Origin of the sequence: Paraburkholderia sp. GAS82 (assembly GCF_050436285.1) — a bacterium.
GTDB lineage: Bacteria > Pseudomonadota > Gammaproteobacteria > Burkholderiales > Burkholderiaceae > Paraburkholderia > Paraburkholderia phenazinium_B.
Map to the genome: position 1 here is coordinate 138,602 of NZ_JBNDLX010000005.1, position 14,751 is coordinate 153,352.

The 14,751-nt window shown below is 61.4% G+C and carries 16 protein-coding genes and 1 pseudogene; 8 read left to right on the forward strand and 9 right to left on the reverse strand.

The window, feature by feature from the left end:
- Positions 1-2: 2 nt before the first annotated feature.
- The 3 genes from P3T17_RS17035 to P3T17_RS17045 all read right to left on the reverse strand — a co-directional run bounded on the left by P3T17_RS17035 (position 3) and on the right by P3T17_RS17045 (position 3,661).
- Entirely contained in the window at positions 3-1,004 is a 1,002-nt protein-coding gene (locus P3T17_RS17035) for an ABC transporter permease (protein WP_074268993.1), read from the reverse strand.
- A 2-nt stretch (positions 1,005-1,006) separates the two neighbouring features.
- Positions 1,007-2,629: a sugar ABC transporter ATP-binding protein gene (locus P3T17_RS17040; protein WP_429408055.1), complete on the reverse strand. Its 1,623-nt coding sequence runs from the start codon at positions 2,627-2,629 to the stop codon at positions 1,007-1,009.
- 66 nt (positions 2,630-2,695) lie between these two features.
- Positions 2,696-3,661, reverse strand: a complete 966-nt coding sequence (locus tag P3T17_RS17045) for a sugar ABC transporter substrate-binding protein (RefSeq protein WP_429408057.1) — start codon at positions 3,659-3,661, stop codon at positions 2,696-2,698.
- 172 nt (positions 3,662-3,833) lie between these two features.
- Here P3T17_RS17045 and P3T17_RS17050 point away from each other — a divergent pair, with 172 nt between their 5' ends.
- On the forward strand, positions 3,834-4,706 hold the full coding sequence (locus P3T17_RS17050) for a LysR family transcriptional regulator (RefSeq protein ID WP_074268996.1): 873 nt from the start codon (positions 3,834-3,836) through the stop codon (positions 4,704-4,706).
- Between the two features lie 63 nt (positions 4,707-4,769).
- Here P3T17_RS17050 and P3T17_RS17055 read toward each other — a convergent pair whose 3' ends face one another.
- On the reverse strand, positions 4,770-5,171 hold the full coding sequence (locus tag P3T17_RS17055; RefSeq protein WP_429408058.1) for a hypothetical protein: 402 nt from the start codon (positions 5,169-5,171) through the stop codon (positions 4,770-4,772).
- A gap of 15 nt (positions 5,172-5,186) precedes the next feature.
- Entirely contained in the window at positions 5,187-5,903 is a 717-nt protein-coding gene (locus P3T17_RS17060; protein ID WP_429408060.1) for a class I SAM-dependent methyltransferase, read from the reverse strand.
- 168 nt (positions 5,904-6,071) lie between these two features.
- Here P3T17_RS17060 and P3T17_RS17065 point away from each other — a divergent pair, with 168 nt between their 5' ends.
- Positions 6,072-7,115 (forward strand): rod shape-determining protein, encoded by a 1,044-nt coding sequence (locus P3T17_RS17065; RefSeq protein WP_074268999.1) that lies wholly within the window; start codon positions 6,072-6,074, stop codon positions 7,113-7,115.
- An 8-nt stretch (positions 7,116-7,123) separates the two neighbouring features.
- Here the strand turns inward: P3T17_RS17065 and P3T17_RS17070 are convergent, their stop codons facing one another.
- A complete protein-coding gene (locus P3T17_RS17070; protein ID WP_429408062.1) occupies positions 7,124-7,759 on the reverse strand; it encodes a CGNR zinc finger domain-containing protein in 636 nt (211 codons plus the stop codon).
- A 169-nt stretch (positions 7,760-7,928) separates the two neighbouring features.
- Here P3T17_RS17070 and P3T17_RS17075 point away from each other — a divergent pair, with 169 nt between their 5' ends.
- The 4 genes from P3T17_RS17075 to P3T17_RS17090 all read left to right on the forward strand — a co-directional run bounded on the left by P3T17_RS17075 (position 7,929) and on the right by P3T17_RS17090 (position 11,612).
- Complete coding sequence (locus P3T17_RS17075) at positions 7,929-8,624, forward strand: alpha/beta fold hydrolase (RefSeq protein WP_429408064.1); 696 nt, start codon at positions 7,929-7,931, stop codon at positions 8,622-8,624.
- Between the two features lie 82 nt (positions 8,625-8,706).
- Positions 8,707-9,573, forward strand: coding sequence for an alpha/beta fold hydrolase (locus tag P3T17_RS17080; RefSeq protein ID WP_429408066.1), 867 nt, complete (start codon positions 8,707-8,709; stop codon positions 9,571-9,573).
- A gap of 84 nt (positions 9,574-9,657) precedes the next feature.
- Positions 9,658-10,452 (forward strand): DeoR/GlpR family DNA-binding transcription regulator, encoded by a 795-nt coding sequence (locus tag P3T17_RS17085; protein ID WP_429408068.1) that lies wholly within the window; start codon positions 9,658-9,660, stop codon positions 10,450-10,452.
- Complete coding sequence (locus P3T17_RS17090) at positions 10,449-11,612, forward strand: MFS transporter (protein ID WP_429408070.1); 1,164 nt, start codon at positions 10,449-10,451, stop codon at positions 11,610-11,612. The genes P3T17_RS17085 and P3T17_RS17090 overlap by 4 nt, the downstream gene beginning before the upstream one ends.
- A gap of 41 nt (positions 11,613-11,653) precedes the next feature.
- Here the strand turns inward: P3T17_RS17090 and P3T17_RS17095 are convergent, their stop codons facing one another.
- Together P3T17_RS17095 and P3T17_RS17100 are read right to left on the reverse strand one after the other, a co-directional pair.
- Positions 11,654-12,163 carry a septal ring lytic transglycosylase RlpA family protein gene (locus P3T17_RS17095; RefSeq protein ID WP_429408525.1) on the reverse strand — a complete coding sequence of 170 codons (510 nt, stop codon included), beginning with the start codon at positions 12,161-12,163 and terminating at the stop codon, positions 11,654-11,656.
- Between the two features lie 203 nt (positions 12,164-12,366).
- The gene (locus tag P3T17_RS17100; protein ID WP_429408072.1) at positions 12,367-13,197 is read right to left on the reverse strand and encodes an SDR family oxidoreductase; all 831 of its coding nucleotides are present in this window, start codon (positions 13,195-13,197) and stop codon (positions 12,367-12,369) included.
- A gap of 111 nt (positions 13,198-13,308) precedes the next feature.
- Here P3T17_RS17100 and P3T17_RS17105 point away from each other — a divergent pair.
- Both P3T17_RS17105 and P3T17_RS17110 read left to right on the forward strand, forming a co-directional pair.
- A pseudogene (locus P3T17_RS17105) lies at positions 13,309-13,491 on the forward strand (helix-turn-helix domain-containing protein); the annotation flags it as partial.
- Between the two features lie 39 nt (positions 13,492-13,530).
- Complete coding sequence (locus tag P3T17_RS17110; RefSeq protein WP_429408526.1) at positions 13,531-14,202, forward strand: LysR substrate-binding domain-containing protein; 672 nt, start codon at positions 13,531-13,533, stop codon at positions 14,200-14,202.
- 81 nt (positions 14,203-14,283) lie between these two features.
- On the opposite strand, the gene P3T17_RS17115 is transcribed toward P3T17_RS17110, so the two are convergent.
- The gene (locus tag P3T17_RS17115; RefSeq protein ID WP_429408074.1) at positions 14,284-14,667 is read right to left on the reverse strand and encodes a hypothetical protein; all 384 of its coding nucleotides are present in this window, start codon (positions 14,665-14,667) and stop codon (positions 14,284-14,286) included.
- Positions 14,668-14,751: the final 84 nt, after the last annotated feature.

A 14,751-nucleotide genomic window follows, 5' to 3' on the forward strand; every position in this document is an offset into this window, starting at 1 on the left:
GATCATGCGGCGCGACGCCGGCTTCTATAGGTATCCAGCACGACCGCCACGACAATGACGGCCCCTGTAATAATGCGTTTGGTGGGTTCGGTAGCGCCAATCTGCGCGAGACCTGCGGCCAGCACCGAGATGATCAACACGCCGAAGAAGGTGCTGGTCACCGAGCCACGCCCACCCATCAAACTCGTCCCGCCAATCACCACGGCTGCAATCACCTGCAATTCGATGCCCGAGCCGGCATTCGGATCCGCCGCTTCGAGACGTGAGATCTGGAACAGCGCGGCGAGGCCGGAGAGCAGACCCATCATCGCGAATACCGCGATCTTGTAGGGCCGCGGATTGACGCCTGCGAGACGCACCGCTTCCTCGTTGGTGCCGATACCGACCAGATAGCGGCCAAACACCGTGCGCGTCAACACGAACTGCGCAACGACCATCACGACGATAGCGATCAGAAACGCGGGCGAAATGCCAAACGCGATCGGGTTGGAGAGGAAGTCGAACGCATCGCCGATGTACGCCGTGCGCGAGTTGGTCAATTGATACGCAATGCCGCGTGCCCCCTCGAGCACGCCGAGCGACACGATAAACGACGGAATCCGCCACGCCACGGTAATCGTGCCGGTCACGCAGCCCGTCAAGGTTGCGCCCGCCATGCCGAGCAAGGCAGACGGCAGCGCCGGCCAATGCCATTGCAATGCCGCGATGCTCGTCAACGCCGCGCCGAGCGCCAGCACGGAGCCGACCGACAGGTCGATGCCCGCGATGATCAGCACAAAGGTCATGCCGATCGACATCACCACCAGGTCGGGGATCTGGTTAGCGATCGTGCTGAACGTGTCGTAGGTGAGGAAGTGCGAACTCAGCAGCGAAAACAGTACGATCATGCCGAGCAGCGCGCCAAGCAGTCCCAGGTAGTTCGAGAAGCCAAGACGCGTGCCGACCGGCTTTGCATTCTTGGGCGGTTCGTTCTGCAGCGTAGGCAGGCTGGTTGGTGCGGTCATGCTTAGTACTCCACTAATTTGTCGCCGGGCTTGCCGCCGGGCACGTGTGCATCGGGCGCGATCGGCTCGTGCAGGATTTCGTCGCGCTGCGTGTAGCCCGCGAACGCCGCTGCGAGCAGCCCGTCCTGGGTCCAGGCGCCGCGCTCGAACAGTCCCGTCATCCGTCCTGCCGACATCACGCCGATGCGGTCGCAAATCGACATCAATTCGCGCAGATCGCTCGACACCACCACCAAAGCACGGCCTTCCCGCGCGAGGGTGCCCATCAAGGCATAGATATCGAACTTCGCGCCGACGTCGATGCCGCGCGTGGGTTCGTCGAACAACAGCACCGTGCAATCGCGCGCGAGCCAGCGGCCGATCACCACCTTCTGCTGGTTACCACCCGAAAGCTCGGATACGACCTGAGCCGGTCCTGAGCAACGCACGCGCATGGCGTCGATCTGCTGGCCCGCCATGGCCGCCTCGCGACGCGCGTCCACCACGCCGTTCTTCGACACGGCGCCCAGATGGCCGAGCGAAATATTGGCGGCGATCGGCTGCGTGAGCAGGAGGCCTTCGCCTTTGCGATCTTCCGTAATCAGGGCGACGCCATGCTTCACGGCGTCTACTGGCGAGGTGATCTGCACCTTCTCGAGCGCACCGCCGCCATATGCAATCGACACTTCGCCGGCATCGGCGCGATCCGCGCCGTAGATAAGCCGCATCAGTTCGGTGCGGCCCGCGCCGATCAAACCGCTGATGCCGAAAATCTCACCGGCCTTCACTTCGAAGGAAACGTCGTGCACCACGGGCTCGCGGGTCATCCCGCTGACCTTCAGCGCGACCTCGCCAATGCGCCGCTCGCCAAGATCGATCGACTCGCCAATGTCGCGCCCGACCATCAGCGTCACCAGACGGTCGGCAGAGAGATTCGCCATTTCGTCGACGTGCACGAGCCGGCCGTCACGCAGCACGGCGGCGCGCTTCGCGATACGTTTCAATTCTTCCAGCCGGTGCGAGATATACACCAGCGCGACGCCACGCGACTTGAGCCGCTCGATCTGCTCGAACAGCAGATCGACCTCGCGCGCCGTCAGCATCGCGGTGGGTTCGTCGAGGATCAGCACACGGCAATCGCCGATCAGATTGCGGGCGATCTCGACCATCTGCTGATGCCCAATGCCCAGGGTACCCACCAGCGTATCGGGATGGATCGCGTCGAGCCCGACCTGCGCCATGGCGTGCCGCGCATCCTCGCGCAGTTTGGTGCGGTCGATCCAGCCGAACACGCCGCGGTGCGGCAAGCGGTTCAGGAACAGATTTTCGGCAACAGAAAGCGTCGGCAGCAGGTTCAGTTCCTGCATGACCATGCGCACGCCAAGCGCTTCAGCGTCCTTGCGGCTCGCGGGTGTGTAAGCCGTGCCGCCTAGCGTCATCGAGCCGGTAGTCGGCGTTACCAGACCACCGACGATCTTCGACAAGGTGCTCTTGCCCGCACCGTTCTCGCCGGTCAGCGCCAGCACCTCGCCTGCGCGCAGGTCCAGCGAGATATCCGCGAGTACAGGCTCGGCGTAGGTCTTGCCGATGCCGTGAACCTGCAGCACGGTTTTGGCATCGACAAGGGAAAGGTTTGGAGTAGACATCAAATTGACCGAATCAGACCAGAAGCGGGCGCGTGGCACCGGGCGGCGCCACGCGTTATACCGTTCTTACTTGGTGACCAGATCGACCGGCGTTTCGACCACGCCAGACAATTCCGACTGCTTCTTGTGTTCCGACAGTGCCTTCAAAGCGGTATCGATACCGAATACGGCCTGCTTGGCGGCGTATTGATCCGCCGTCGCGAGGACACGGCCATCGGCGAGCATCGGCTTGATCGCGCTGATGTTGTCGTAGCCGACCACCTGGATCTTGCCAGCCTTGCCAGCCGCACGTACAGCCGAGACCGCACCGATCGCCATGTTGTCATTGCCGCACAGGAGCGCCTTGACATCAGGATTTGCGTTGAGGATCTGGCTCGCGACCGCGTTGCCCTTGTCGATTTCCCACTCGCCCGATTGCAGCGATACCACCTTCATGCCGCCGGCCGCCATCGAATTCTTGAAGCCCAGCGTGCGTTGCTGCGCGTTGGTCGTCGTCGAAACGCCTTCGATAATCGCCACGTTGTCGCCCGACTTCAGATGCTTGGCGAGGTAGTCGCCTACCTTCTGCGCGCCCTTGGCGTTATCCGGGCCGACGAACGGAATGTTCAGATCTTTCGACTTGAGCACGTCCTTGTCCAGCTGGTTGTCGATGTTGACCACGATGATGCCCGCGTCGACAGCCTTCTTCAGCACCGGCACGAGCGCCTTCGAATCAGCCGGTGCAATCACCAGCGCATCGACCTTCGACACGATCATCTGCTCGACGATACGGATCTGGTTAGCGGTGTCCGTCTCGTCCTTGATACCGTTGGTGATCAGGTCGAACTTGTCCGGATTCTGCTTCTGATAATCCTTGGCGCCGGTTTCCATGGTGAGGAAGAACTCGTTGGCCAACGACTTCATCACAAGCGCGACCTTCGGCTTGTGCGGGGCCTGCGCGAACGCGGTGGACATGGGCAGAACCGACGCGGCCAGGAAGGCTGCACCGACTACGATAGCGCGACGTCGCGCCGGTTGGAAATGGCGAATCATTGATGTGTCTCCTGTTCGCTCGTTCGGTCTACGTACTGATAGCCGCCGAATCGTGTGATGGGTTAGGACGTCACGTTTGCCACCAGATGCTGGGACAAGCGTGAGCAGGTCCAATCCTATCCTCGCGATCTCGGTTATGCTATGCCAAATTTCAAAATCGGCCGTTTCAAAAATGGAACACGTGGACTGGGACGATCTAAGGATTCTGGTGGCCATCGCGCGCGGCGGCACCATGCGCTCCGCCGCGGCGGCATGCGATCTGAGCGCGCCCACCCTCTCGCGGCGCCTGACCGAGCTCGAGCGCCGGCTGGGCGAGCCGCTGATCGACCGGGTGCCATCGGGCTGTACCGTGACTGCCTTCGGCGCACGGGTGCTGGCGTGGGCCGAGCAGATGGAAGACCTCGCCCATCAGATCGAGCGCGCCGCGGACGTGACCGGCAGCAGCGGCCCGCACGGCACGGTGCGGATCAATGCGGTCGAGTGGCCATCGTACATTCTGTTGAAGCTGCTTGGCTCGTTTCAGGAGCGGTTGCCCGGTCTTCAGATCGAAGTGCTGACGTCTCGGCGGCCTTATAGCCTCGCGCGGCGCGAAGCCGACATTGCACTGTGGTCCGAGTGTCCGGAAGAAGGCGACCTGTATGTGCGCCGGATTGGCCGCATCCGCTTCGGGCTGTTCGCTTCGCGCGATTACTATCTGCGGCACAAGGCGGCCATCGCCAGAAAGGAGTGGGACAAGCTGTCGTTCGTCGGTTATGACGACCGGCAGCCCGATCATCCCGCCACGCAATGGCTGAAAACCCTGACCGGCGCGCCAGCGCCCTCGCTTCGAAGCAGCTACGGCATGGGGGTGTTCGATGGCGTGCTGGGCGGCTCCGGGCTCGGCGTGCTCGCCCAGCTCGCGGGCGACACGACGAGCGATCTGGTCTGCGTGGAGCGGCACATCAAGCCGCTCGATCAGGACGTGTGGATGGTGCTGCATCCTGCACTGCGCGACAGTGAGCGCATCCGCACCGTGGCGAATCTGATTGCCGAGATTTTCCGCTAGGCATGGGGTTGACCCGAAGGCCGGATCGAACTGGCCGCACGAGATCCCGGCGTGACAGGCTGGTTATTCCTGACGCTGAACGATCCGGCCGTCGGCGAGGTCAACCGTTTCGCCAACCTTGAGCGCCTGTACCTGCTGGACCTGTTCCGCCGAGAAGCGGTGCTCGGGGTCATGGAAGACGTGCAGCGGATAGACAAACGTCCCCTGCTTCCAGTAGCGGCGGTCGAAGGTCACGGCGAACTTCTTCTCGCTCAGCCTGACCGGCGTAAGCGAGGTCAGCTTCGCGCGAAACTTCACCACCTCGCCGCGTACCAGATCGCGCTGCGACGCCACCATCATCCCGACTTCGCTTGCGGGATCGTTGGCCTCCGGGCAGTTTTCCGCCGCCTGAACAGCAGCCTCACCGGCCTGAACCAGTCCTTGCAACCACCGCTTCGTGTCGGACAGCGGGTTATCTTCCATCATGATTCGCATTTCCTGTTACTGACTCAATTTGCTAACCGGTGCCTGGACCTGGGCCTGGACCTGCGCGTGAAAAATCACCGACGCGGGCTTGCCGGTTCTCGGGTCCAACGGCTCCTGCAATGCACGCAGGACGAGCCCGCTACCGCGCAGCAGTTCGACCCATGCCTGCAAGGTACGGAAGTACCACGGCGGGGCGTCGGTAAATGCCGGGCCGAAGCCGGCCCACGAACCCGTGCGCCAGCCATCAACGTACGGCAGATCGCCGCACGAAACAAGAGGATGGAGCGTCTGCACAAGCAGGCTCCCATCTGCTTCGAGCAGCGTTGGCATGATCCGCAGCAGACCCTCTACCGACTCCTTGCCGAGCAGCGAAAAATTGCATCCTACGACATCGGCGCTCGCTTTGAACTGCCCTGTGGCGATCTCTTCGTACGACTGAACCCTGCCATCGATTACCCCCGCCTGCTTCGCTGCAGCCACCAGTTCGGGCACCACGTCCACCGCCGTCACGCCGATACCGCGTTGCTGCAGCGCGAGCGCTAGCCACCCCTCTCCGCAGCCGAGGTCGATGACAGTCCTGGGCTCGCAAGCCAGCACCGCATCCACGATGGCCTGATCCGTAACCAGACGGCGGCTTTCGATTTCGCGGGCGCGTACTGCCTGTGTCCACGGCGAAGCATTGTGCCGCCACGAATCGATGATCTTGCTGTCGCTCAGAGGGTCGAGGTTCATGCGTCGTTCCAACGACAAGTCAGGCCGTATCCTACCTCTCGCGGCGCAAGTGGCGCATACACCGCTGCGTCCCCGGGATGGGGAAACTGTTATTCTCTCCTCTCCCGACTGCCGCATGGTCGCATGTGATGGACCAACCGCCTGGCATCAAGCCAGACAGGACGTTGAATGTTCGGTTTTCTGCGCAGCTTCTTCTCCAACGATCTGGCGATCGATCTCGGCACCTCAAACACGCTGATTTACATGCGCGGCAAGGGTATCGTCCTCGACGAGCCATCGGTCGTGTCCATCCGGCAGGAAGGCGGCCCGAACGGCAAGCGAACCATTCTCGCGGTCGGCAAGGAAGCCAAGCAGATGCTGGGCAAGGTGCCGGGCAACATTGAAGCCATTCGCCCGATGAAGGACGGCGTGATCGCCGACTTCAACATCACCCAGCAGATGATCAAGCAGTTCATCCGGATGGTGCACGCACCGCACATTTTTGCGCCGTCGCCGCGCATCGTGATCTGCGTGCCGTGCGGATCGACTCAGGTCGAGCGTCGCGCGATCAGGGAAGCGGCCCACACCGCGGGCGCGGCAAAAGTCTATCTGATCGAAGAACCGATGGCCGCCGCAACCGGTGCAGGCCTGCCCGTTTCCGAAGCCACCGGCTCGATGGTGGTCGATATCGGCGGCGGCACCACGGAAGTCGGTGTGATCTCGCTCGGCGGCATCGTCTACAAAGGCTCGGTGCGCGTGGGCGGCGACAAGTTCGACGAGGCGATCGTCAACTACATCCGCCGCAACTACGGCATGCTGATCGGCGAGCAGACCGCCGAAGCGATCAAGAAAGGCATCGGCTCCGCGTTTCCCGGATCCGAAGTCAAGGAAATCGAGGTGAAGGGCCGCAACATGTCCGAAGGCATACCGCGCAGCTTCACCGTTTCCAGCAACGAAATCCTCGAAGCGCTGACTGATCCGCTGAACCAGATCGTATCGGCGGTCAAGATCGCACTCGAACAGACCCCGCCTGAACTCGGCGCCGATATCGCCGAGCGCGGCATCATGCTCGCCGGCGGCGGTGCGCTGCTACGTGATCTCGACCGGCTGCTCGCCGAGGAGACCGGACTGCCTGTATTCGTCGCCGAGGCGCCGCTGACCTGCGTTGTGCGCGGCTCCGGCATGGCGCTCGAGCGCATCGACAAATTCGGCGACGTCTTTTCCTACGAATAAGCCGATGCTTACTGGCTGAGTTCCTGCGCCTTGAGGCGCTTGCGGTGGGCCGCAACCTTCGCGCGGTTACCGCAGAGCGCCATGCTGCACCAGCGGCGCGCGTGACCTCGCGTGTGATCCGCAAACAGCAGCGTGCAATTCACCCCTTCGCACGCTTTCACCAGCGTGAAGTCCTCCTCGCAGACGAGTCTGGCCAGCGCTTCGGCCACCGGCATCAGCAGCGACTCGGCTGACTGCCAGCGCCGCTTCGCGCGAAGCTCGAAAGTCGTCACGCCATCCACGGTGTTCGCGACGATTTGCCGATGCTGTTCGTCACGCTCCAGCAACTGATTCACCGGTTCGAGCTCGCGCAGATCTTTGGCGCTCAGAGGCCGCCCCTTGTGCTGCTTCACAAATCCCCTGAACCACTCGCGCAACTCGCGCGCCTTCGCTGCCACTTCATCGAGTTCGGCAAGCGTCGAACGGCGCCGGATGGATTCGAGTGCTTCACGCGGCACAAACGCCGCCTGGTCCAGCCAGGCCAACAGGCCCTCGCCGTCGCTAATCCAGTCAACTTCCTCATCCACCGGCGTCGCCACCGAATTCAGAAAATCCAGTCCGGGCGCGTCGGCCAGGAACATCGCGGGTATTTGGCGGTAGTCCATCTCTTGTGACGAATACAGAGTGACGATAGACACATCGTAACCACTAAAAAAGCCCTTGACAAGTTACATCTGCACTTTGTAACCTATAAATGCGCAATAGACAGGTTACAAAGAGACGTCGATGTGTGCGCACCCAAAGCGGCACCCACTATCTTGTAAGGAGCGAAAAATGGCGATTGGCAACGTAAGCGTGGTGCTTGTGCACGGCGCATGGGCAGACGGTTCGAGCTGGAGCAAGGTCATCGAACGTCTGGAAGGACAAGGCATCCGCGCGGCCGCGGCACCGTTGCCGCTTACGTCGCTGCAGGACGACGTCGCGGCGCTGAACAGAACACTCGAGCGGATCGACGGTCCGGTTGTGCTTGCCGGACACGCTTATGCCGGCGGAGTGGTCGGGTTGGCGCGCGCAGACAACATCACGGCGCTGGTCTACGTGACGGCTCTGGCGCCCGACGAAGGTGAAACCGTTGGCGAGGTGTTCTACCGCGCTGAACCGCATCCGCAGGCGCCGAAGCTTGCACCGGACCAGCACGGTCTGATCTGGCTGCCTGACGATGCCTTCCCGGCGGCATTCGCACAACACGCGGCTTCACAGGAACTGACGGTGCTCCGCGCGGTTCAACGGCCTATTTCGGTTGCCTGTATTGGCGAGCCGGTGGGACGTCCGCTTTGGAAGGACGTTCCGAGCTGGTTCCTGATCGCCGAGCAGGATCGCATGATCAGTCACGACACCCAGCAGTTCATGGCGCAGCGGATGAACGCGCGGGTGCATTCGTACCCGGTCGATCACACGCCCATGATCACGGCCCCTGACGCCGTGACGAACGTGATCGTCGAAGCGGTCAACGCAGTATCGGCTCAATAAAGACGCGGGCCACATTCGTATCCGTGTACATCCCCTGCTCTGCACCGCAGGCAAACCCGTTGATTCATTCAGGAGAAAACTCATGTCATCTATTAGCTATCGTTCCGCCGACGTGGACGGCGTCAAGGTGTTTTATCGTGAAGCCGGTCGTCAAGGCGCTCCGAAACTGCTGCTTCTGCACGGCTTTCCGAGTTCGAGCCACATGTTTCGCGACCTGATTCCGAAGCTGGCGGACCGCTTCCATATCGTCGCTCCGGACCTGCCGGGTTTTGGGCAGTCCGACATGCCGGCTCGTGAAAGCTTTGCGTACACGTTCGACCACATTGCGGAGGTGATTGGGCGTTTCACCGAGGTGATTGGCTTCGATCGCTTTGCCATGTACGTATTCGATTACGGCGCGCCAACGGGCTTCCGGCTTGCCGTCAAGCATCCCGAACGGATCGCCGCGATCATCTCGCAGAACGGCAATGCGTATGAAGAAGGGTTGAGCGACGGATGGAATCCGATCCGCGCCTATTGGAAAGAGGCTTCGCCGGCTAATCGCGAAGCGCTTCGTGCGCTGCTGACACATGAAACGACCGTATGGCAGTACACGCACGGTGTGCCGGACGCGTCACTCGTGTCACCCGACGGCTACTCGCTCGACGAGTTTTATCTGAGCCGTCCGGGTGCAGATGAAGTCCAGCTGGATCTGTTCCGCGACTATCGGAGCAATGTGGCGTTGTACCCGGCGTTCCAGCAGTATTTCCGCACCCATCAACCGCCGCTTCTTGCGGTGTGGGGCAAAAACGATCCGTTCTTTCTGCCCGCTGGCGCCGAAGCATTCCGGCGCGACCTGCCGGCGGCAGTGGTGCGCTTTCTCGATACGGGGCACTTCGCGCTGGAAACGCATGCTGCGGAAATCGCTGCGGCGATTGGCGAATTCCTGAGTGCGCAGGAGCGTTCCTGAAATTCAGTCGTTGCCGGCGATTCTCGTTTGCGATACATTATGCTCGTTTATGATCGATTTACCCAACCGAGCAAGGATCGCCAGATGCAACGAAGCCGACAGGACGCCATGGATGGGCTGCTGCCCGACGAGCGCGAGCAGTTCATCCTCGAGCGTCTGCGAACCCAGGGCCGGGTGCTGGCATCCGAAATCGCGGCCGAACTCAACACGTCGGAGCACACCGTCCGCCGCCACTTGCGCGACCTCGCCAGCGCGGGGTTGTGCAAGCGCGTGTATGGCGGCGCCCTGCTGACTTCGCCATCTCATCTGAACGCATCGACGCGTATGAAGGCAGATGTGGATCGCAAGCAACGCCTTGCCATTGCTGCTGCGTCGATCGTGCAGCCCGGGCAGGTGATCCTGCTGGACGCGGGTTCGACCAATGTTGCGATCGCGCAGGCGCTTCCGGACAACGCAGGGCTGACCGTCGTGACGAACTCGCCAGAGGCTTGCCTGCGTCTGCTGGATCGGCCGGGTTTCGACATCGTTCTCATCGGCGGCAGGGTCGGCGGCGATGTCGCGGGCGCGCTCGGGTCGACCGCGCTGCTGCAGGTCCAGCAGATCAAAGCCGACGTCTGCTTCCTGGGCGCGTGCGCGCTCGATCCCGTCGAAGGCATTGCCGCCTTCAATGCCGAAGATGCCGAACTCAAACGCGCCATGCTCAAATCGAGCAGCGTGCTCGCGATTGCGATGACGACCGAGAAGCTGATGACAGCGGCGCCTTTCGTTGTCGGGCCAGCGTCCGCCATCGACTGCCTGATCGTTGAAGCCGATCTTGCCGCGGATCGCATCAACGAACTCGAAGAAGTCTGCGACAACGTGATGGTGGCAACATCATGAAGCCGATCAGGGAACGTCTTGCGACTCTCGCGGTTTTTCTCGCGAACGGCTTTGGGATCGGTGCGTGGGCGGTCGAAATTCCGCGCATCAAGGAGCACCTCTCGTTAAGCGACAGTGCGTTGGGGATCGCGCTGTTCTGTTTCGCGCTGGGCGCCATCATCGCCATGCCGCTTGCGGGCAGGCTCGCTCCGCGCTTCGGCAGCGGCCGGGCAACCGCACTGCTCGGCGTGGCGTTTTTTATCGCGCTGCCACTACCCGCGTTTGCGCCCAATCTTCCATTGCTCTGCCTGGTACTCCTTCTGCTTGGCGCGGCAAATGGTGCTCTGGACGTTTCGATGAACGGTCACGCAAGCGCGATCGAAACGCAGTGGCGCTCGCCGATCATGTCGTCATTCCATGCTGCATGGAGCGCAGGAGGCCTAACCGGTGCGGCGACGGGCGCGCTGATACAGAAGTGGGGCTTCGGCGCCGCCGGCGGTCTGTTGCTTCCCGACGCTTTCATTGGAGCGCTGATTGTCGCGGCGGCAGTTCTCGCACTGCGCGATGTCGGGGTCCGCGCAAGCAAGGCAGCCGGTGGCTTCGCTTTACCAGACGCAAGTGTGATGAAGCTCGCTGCGTTGGCCTTTCTTTGCATGATGGTTGAAGGCGCCGTGGCCGACTGGAGCGCCGTTTTCCTGCGCTCTGTCCTGAATCGGGAGGCAAGCGTTGCGGCCATCGGATATTCCGCTTTCGCCTTCTCCATGGCGGCGTGCCGTGTGATCGGCGACGTGTCCGTGCGTCGACTGGGCGCGAGTACCGTGGTTGGACTCGGTGGTTTTCTGGCAGCCAGCGGCTTCGCCCTGGTACTGGGCTTACCCAATGTCTGGACCGCCGTCGTCGGGTTCGTGCTTGTCGGTCTTGGCCTCGCCAATATCGTGCCGGTCATTTTCAGCGCTGCGGGGCGCTCGGCTGCGACACCTGCTGTCGGCGTATCGATGGCAGCCACTGCAGGTTATGCGGGCTTTCTGGTGGGACCACCGTTGATTGGTTTCGGCGCGGGTTTCGTGGGCTTGCGGCTGGCGTTGTGCGCGCTGCTGATTGCAGCGTTGATCGTCTGCGCTGTGGGTGGCAGGGCCGTGCGGAGTGCGGGGATGTCGACTCGTCTGGCGACGTCGAAATAGGATGCGTCAACGCCAATCCTGCTCGACAGTACAGCGCCGGCTCAGTTGGTGATACGGCCATCCCGCAAGTCGGCCGACGGTTGGCCGCGCACGTTTTCTGCCACGCCTGAACCGGCCTTGACGCTGCCGTCAGGCTGCGGCACTTCAACCGGCTTGACTTCGACGGGAGCCGTGCCGTTCTCCTTCAAACCGAGCTTATCGGCAGTCTGGGGAGACACATCGACGATTCGGCCCTTGACGTAGGGGCCCCGATCCCTGATTTCGACGACCGTACTGCTGCCGTTTTTCAGATTGGTGACTCGAGCCTTGGTGCCAAGCGGTAGCGTTTTGCTCGCGGCGGAATTCGATTGCGGATCCATCGGCATACCGTTGGCCATCTTCTTTGTGTAAAAGTTACGGCCGTAGTAAGAAGCCTTGCCCTTGCGAGTTTTGCCGGAGAGATCGAGATGAGGCTTGTGAGTTGCGCTTGGGTTTGGGTTTGCGTTTGCTGGGCCGGCATTCGCTGATACCTGCTTTTGCGCTGAAAATGCCGTGCTGAAACACCATGACATCACAAGAAACAGAACCGGTCCGAGCGCATGCCTTCGGACCGGCGTCCATGGCTCTTTCAGGCCCACTGTGTCCGCGTCAGGGAGAAGGCCCCGTGGCCGACTCTCCCTGGTATGAAGATTACTTTTCACCTGCCACTCCTCTTCAGCCTGACGAAAGCGGCGGGCACCGGTTCAGCTACCAGGAGAGCTCCGGTCAACAGACCTTAGTTGTCCCGATCGACGGAGAGCGCCAGATCTTTCTGTGCCTCCAGCGACTGTAGCCGCTCGGCCAACGCCTGGCTGATCGAGGCGTAGGCGGTACTGCCCAAGGTCAGCCGCAAAGGCGGCCGATCTGCATCGACCGCGTCAATCATCGCATTGACCGTTTTGGCAGCATCGCCCTTGAGAACGAAACTTCCGGAAGACACCGCCTTGCGCACTTCACCGGCTCGTGTACTGTCGTAGCAATTCATGGGCCGCGCGTGCTCCAGACCCTGACGAAAGTTGGTGAGAGTCGGCCCCGGTTCGACGATCAGAAAATCGATGCCGAACGGCGCGACCTCCTTGGCAACGGATTCGACGAAACCTTCGATCCCCCACTTGGTGGCGTGGTAAAGACTGAAGTTTGGATAAGCGATTTGTCCGCCCTCCGACGACACCTGAACGATCCGCCCTCCACCTTGCTCGCGCAGATACGGCAGGACTGCGCGGATAAGCTGGATCGAGCCCACAAGGTTGGTCGCGATCTGCCGCTCGATCTGCGCGTCGCTTAGTTCTTCGGCAGCACCGAAGAGACCATAGGCCGCGTTGCTGACCACCACGTCAATGCGCCCCATCCGTTCGAAAGCATCTGCTACGGCGCCTCTGATCGCCTCGACATTGGTCACGTCGAGCGTGACGACATGCAGGCGATCGCTGTGCCGGGCAAGTAATTCGTCCAATGCTCCGGGTCGCCGCAAAGTTGCAACGACGCGGTCCCCACGCTCCAGTAAACGTTCGGTGAGGATGCGGCCGAGGCCGGTGGATGTTCCCGTAATGAACCAGGTTTTGGCCATGATGCGCCTCCAGCGAAGAAAAGGTGTGGGCTGTAGGGATCCATGCTATGGCGCTATCATTGTTGCGACAATCACCAATGAATGGCATGAGCAAGTGAAAATAGGCCACCAATGAACAAGCCGACACTGAGCGATCTACGCGCTTTTATGGCCGTTGCCGAACACCGCAGTTTCCGGCGCGCGGCCGACCTGCTTGGAATCACCCGCTCAACGCTAAGCCATGCCGTGCGTGGATTGGAGGACAGCGTGGGAGCCCGTCTGCTGCACAGGACGACACGCAGCGTGTCGCTGACCGAGGCAGGCGAGCGCCTGCTGGGCCGTCTCGATCCACTGATGAGCGATCTCGACGCCGCACTGGAGGAAGTCGCAGGCGAGCAAGGTCACACAACCGGTACGCTGCGGATCAACGGCGGCGAAAACGCCATTCGATTATTGCTTCAGACAGTTGTGCCGGAATTCCTGGCGCGCTATCCCGGCGTGGAGTTGGACCTGGTAGCGGACGGACGACTGGTGGACATTGTTCAGCAAGGTTTCGACGCAGGCGTGAGATTGGGAGAAGCCGTGCCCAAGGACATGGTGGCGGTTCGGCTTGGACCTGACATGCGTTTCCTCGCGGTTGCTTCGCCGGAATATCTGGCGGCTCATCCTGCGCCCAAAACACCCGATGCACTCATGCAGCACCAATGCATCCGGCAGCGTCTGCCTAGCGGCAAACGCTATCGTTGGGAGTTTCTCAAGCGACGGCAAGAAGTGGCGATGGACGTTCCGGGCGTTTTGACGCTGGACAATAACCAGTTGATCGTCGAAGCCGCTATGAATGGGCTCGGTATCGCGTATGTTCCGGAACCCTATGCGCGTGCGGCATTGCGCGATGGGCGACTCGTTCCGGTGCTGGAGGATTGGTGCCCGACGATAGCTGGCCTGTTCCTTTACTTTCCGCGCACCCGTCATATGTCGACGAGCCTGCGGGCGTTCATCGACATGGTGCGGGCGGTTACTGGATGAGTTCTCTTCGCAGACCACAACGGCAATGGTCATATGAAACAGCCCGCACTCACGAACAGCAGGCTGGTAAAACAGCGCGTGTCAGTGTGTATTTCTGACCGGATGGAGCGCAACTGCGGAGACGTGGTCGCGGCGTGTGCGGCGCACCGCGTGCATTTTTTGAAGGTGTCGAAGCGTTGTACGCGCCGCTCTCACTGCATCGGATAAACGCTCGACGGCGCCCGCAGTGAAGATGAGGAACAGCGCGCCCATAATCACCGCATACGCAGTGACCGACATCACCGCGAAGCGTGCATTTTCGTCGTTGCTGTGCGACGCCCAAACATCAGGCAAATGCAGCAGGATGAAACCGGCCCCGGCAGCAAGCGATGCCCATAACGAAAACACGGCGATGGAAAAAACAAAGTAGCAGACGCTGCGTGTGACTCTACCGGTGACGCGTACATAGCTCATGATCGACTCCAAGAAAGTCGCCCCGGCGTTCTTACCGGAAGCAACCGGCCCTGATGCCTCAATTACGGCAGTCCGAACTAATGACTTTAGGTCGAA

Coding starts and splice junctions, on each gene's coding strand:
- P3T17_RS17065 (WP_074268999.1), top strand. CDS start 6,072: ATGTTCGGTTTTCTGCGCAGCTTCTTCTCCAACGATCTGGCGATCGAT.
- P3T17_RS17045 (WP_429408057.1), bottom strand. CDS start 3,661: ATGATTCGCCATTTCCAACCGGCGCGACGTCGCGCTATCGTAGTCGGT.
- P3T17_RS17055 (WP_429408058.1), bottom strand. CDS start 5,171: ATGATGGAAGATAACCCGCTGTCCGACACGAAGCGGTGGTTGCAAGGA.
- P3T17_RS17075 (WP_429408064.1), top strand. CDS start 7,929: ATGGCGATTGGCAACGTAAGCGTGGTGCTTGTGCACGGCGCATGGGCA.
- P3T17_RS17040 (WP_429408055.1), bottom strand. CDS start 2,629: ATGTCTACTCCAAACCTTTCCCTTGTCGATGCCAAAACCGTGCTGCAG.
- P3T17_RS17110 (WP_429408526.1), top strand. CDS start 13,531: ATGAGCGATCTCGACGCCGCACTGGAGGAAGTCGCAGGCGAGCAAGGT.
- P3T17_RS17095 (WP_429408525.1), bottom strand. CDS start 12,163: ATGTCATGGTGTTTCAGCACGGCATTTTCAGCGCAAAAGCAGGTATCA.
- P3T17_RS17085 (WP_429408068.1), top strand. CDS start 9,658: ATGCAACGAAGCCGACAGGACGCCATGGATGGGCTGCTGCCCGACGAG.
- P3T17_RS17080 (WP_429408066.1), top strand. CDS start 8,707: ATGTCATCTATTAGCTATCGTTCCGCCGACGTGGACGGCGTCAAGGTG.
- P3T17_RS17050 (WP_074268996.1), top strand. CDS start 3,834: ATGGAACACGTGGACTGGGACGATCTAAGGATTCTGGTGGCCATCGCG.
- P3T17_RS17035 (WP_074268993.1), bottom strand. CDS start 1,004: ATGACCGCACCAACCAGCCTGCCTACGCTGCAGAACGAACCGCCCAAG.
- P3T17_RS17100 (WP_429408072.1), bottom strand. CDS start 13,197: ATGGCCAAAACCTGGTTCATTACGGGAACATCCACCGGCCTCGGCCGC.
- P3T17_RS17060 (WP_429408060.1), bottom strand. CDS start 5,903: ATGAACCTCGACCCTCTGAGCGACAGCAAGATCATCGATTCGTGGCGG.
- P3T17_RS17090 (WP_429408070.1), top strand. CDS start 10,449: ATGAAGCCGATCAGGGAACGTCTTGCGACTCTCGCGGTTTTTCTCGCG.
- P3T17_RS17070 (WP_429408062.1), bottom strand. CDS start 7,759: ATGGACTACCGCCAAATACCCGCGATGTTCCTGGCCGACGCGCCCGGA.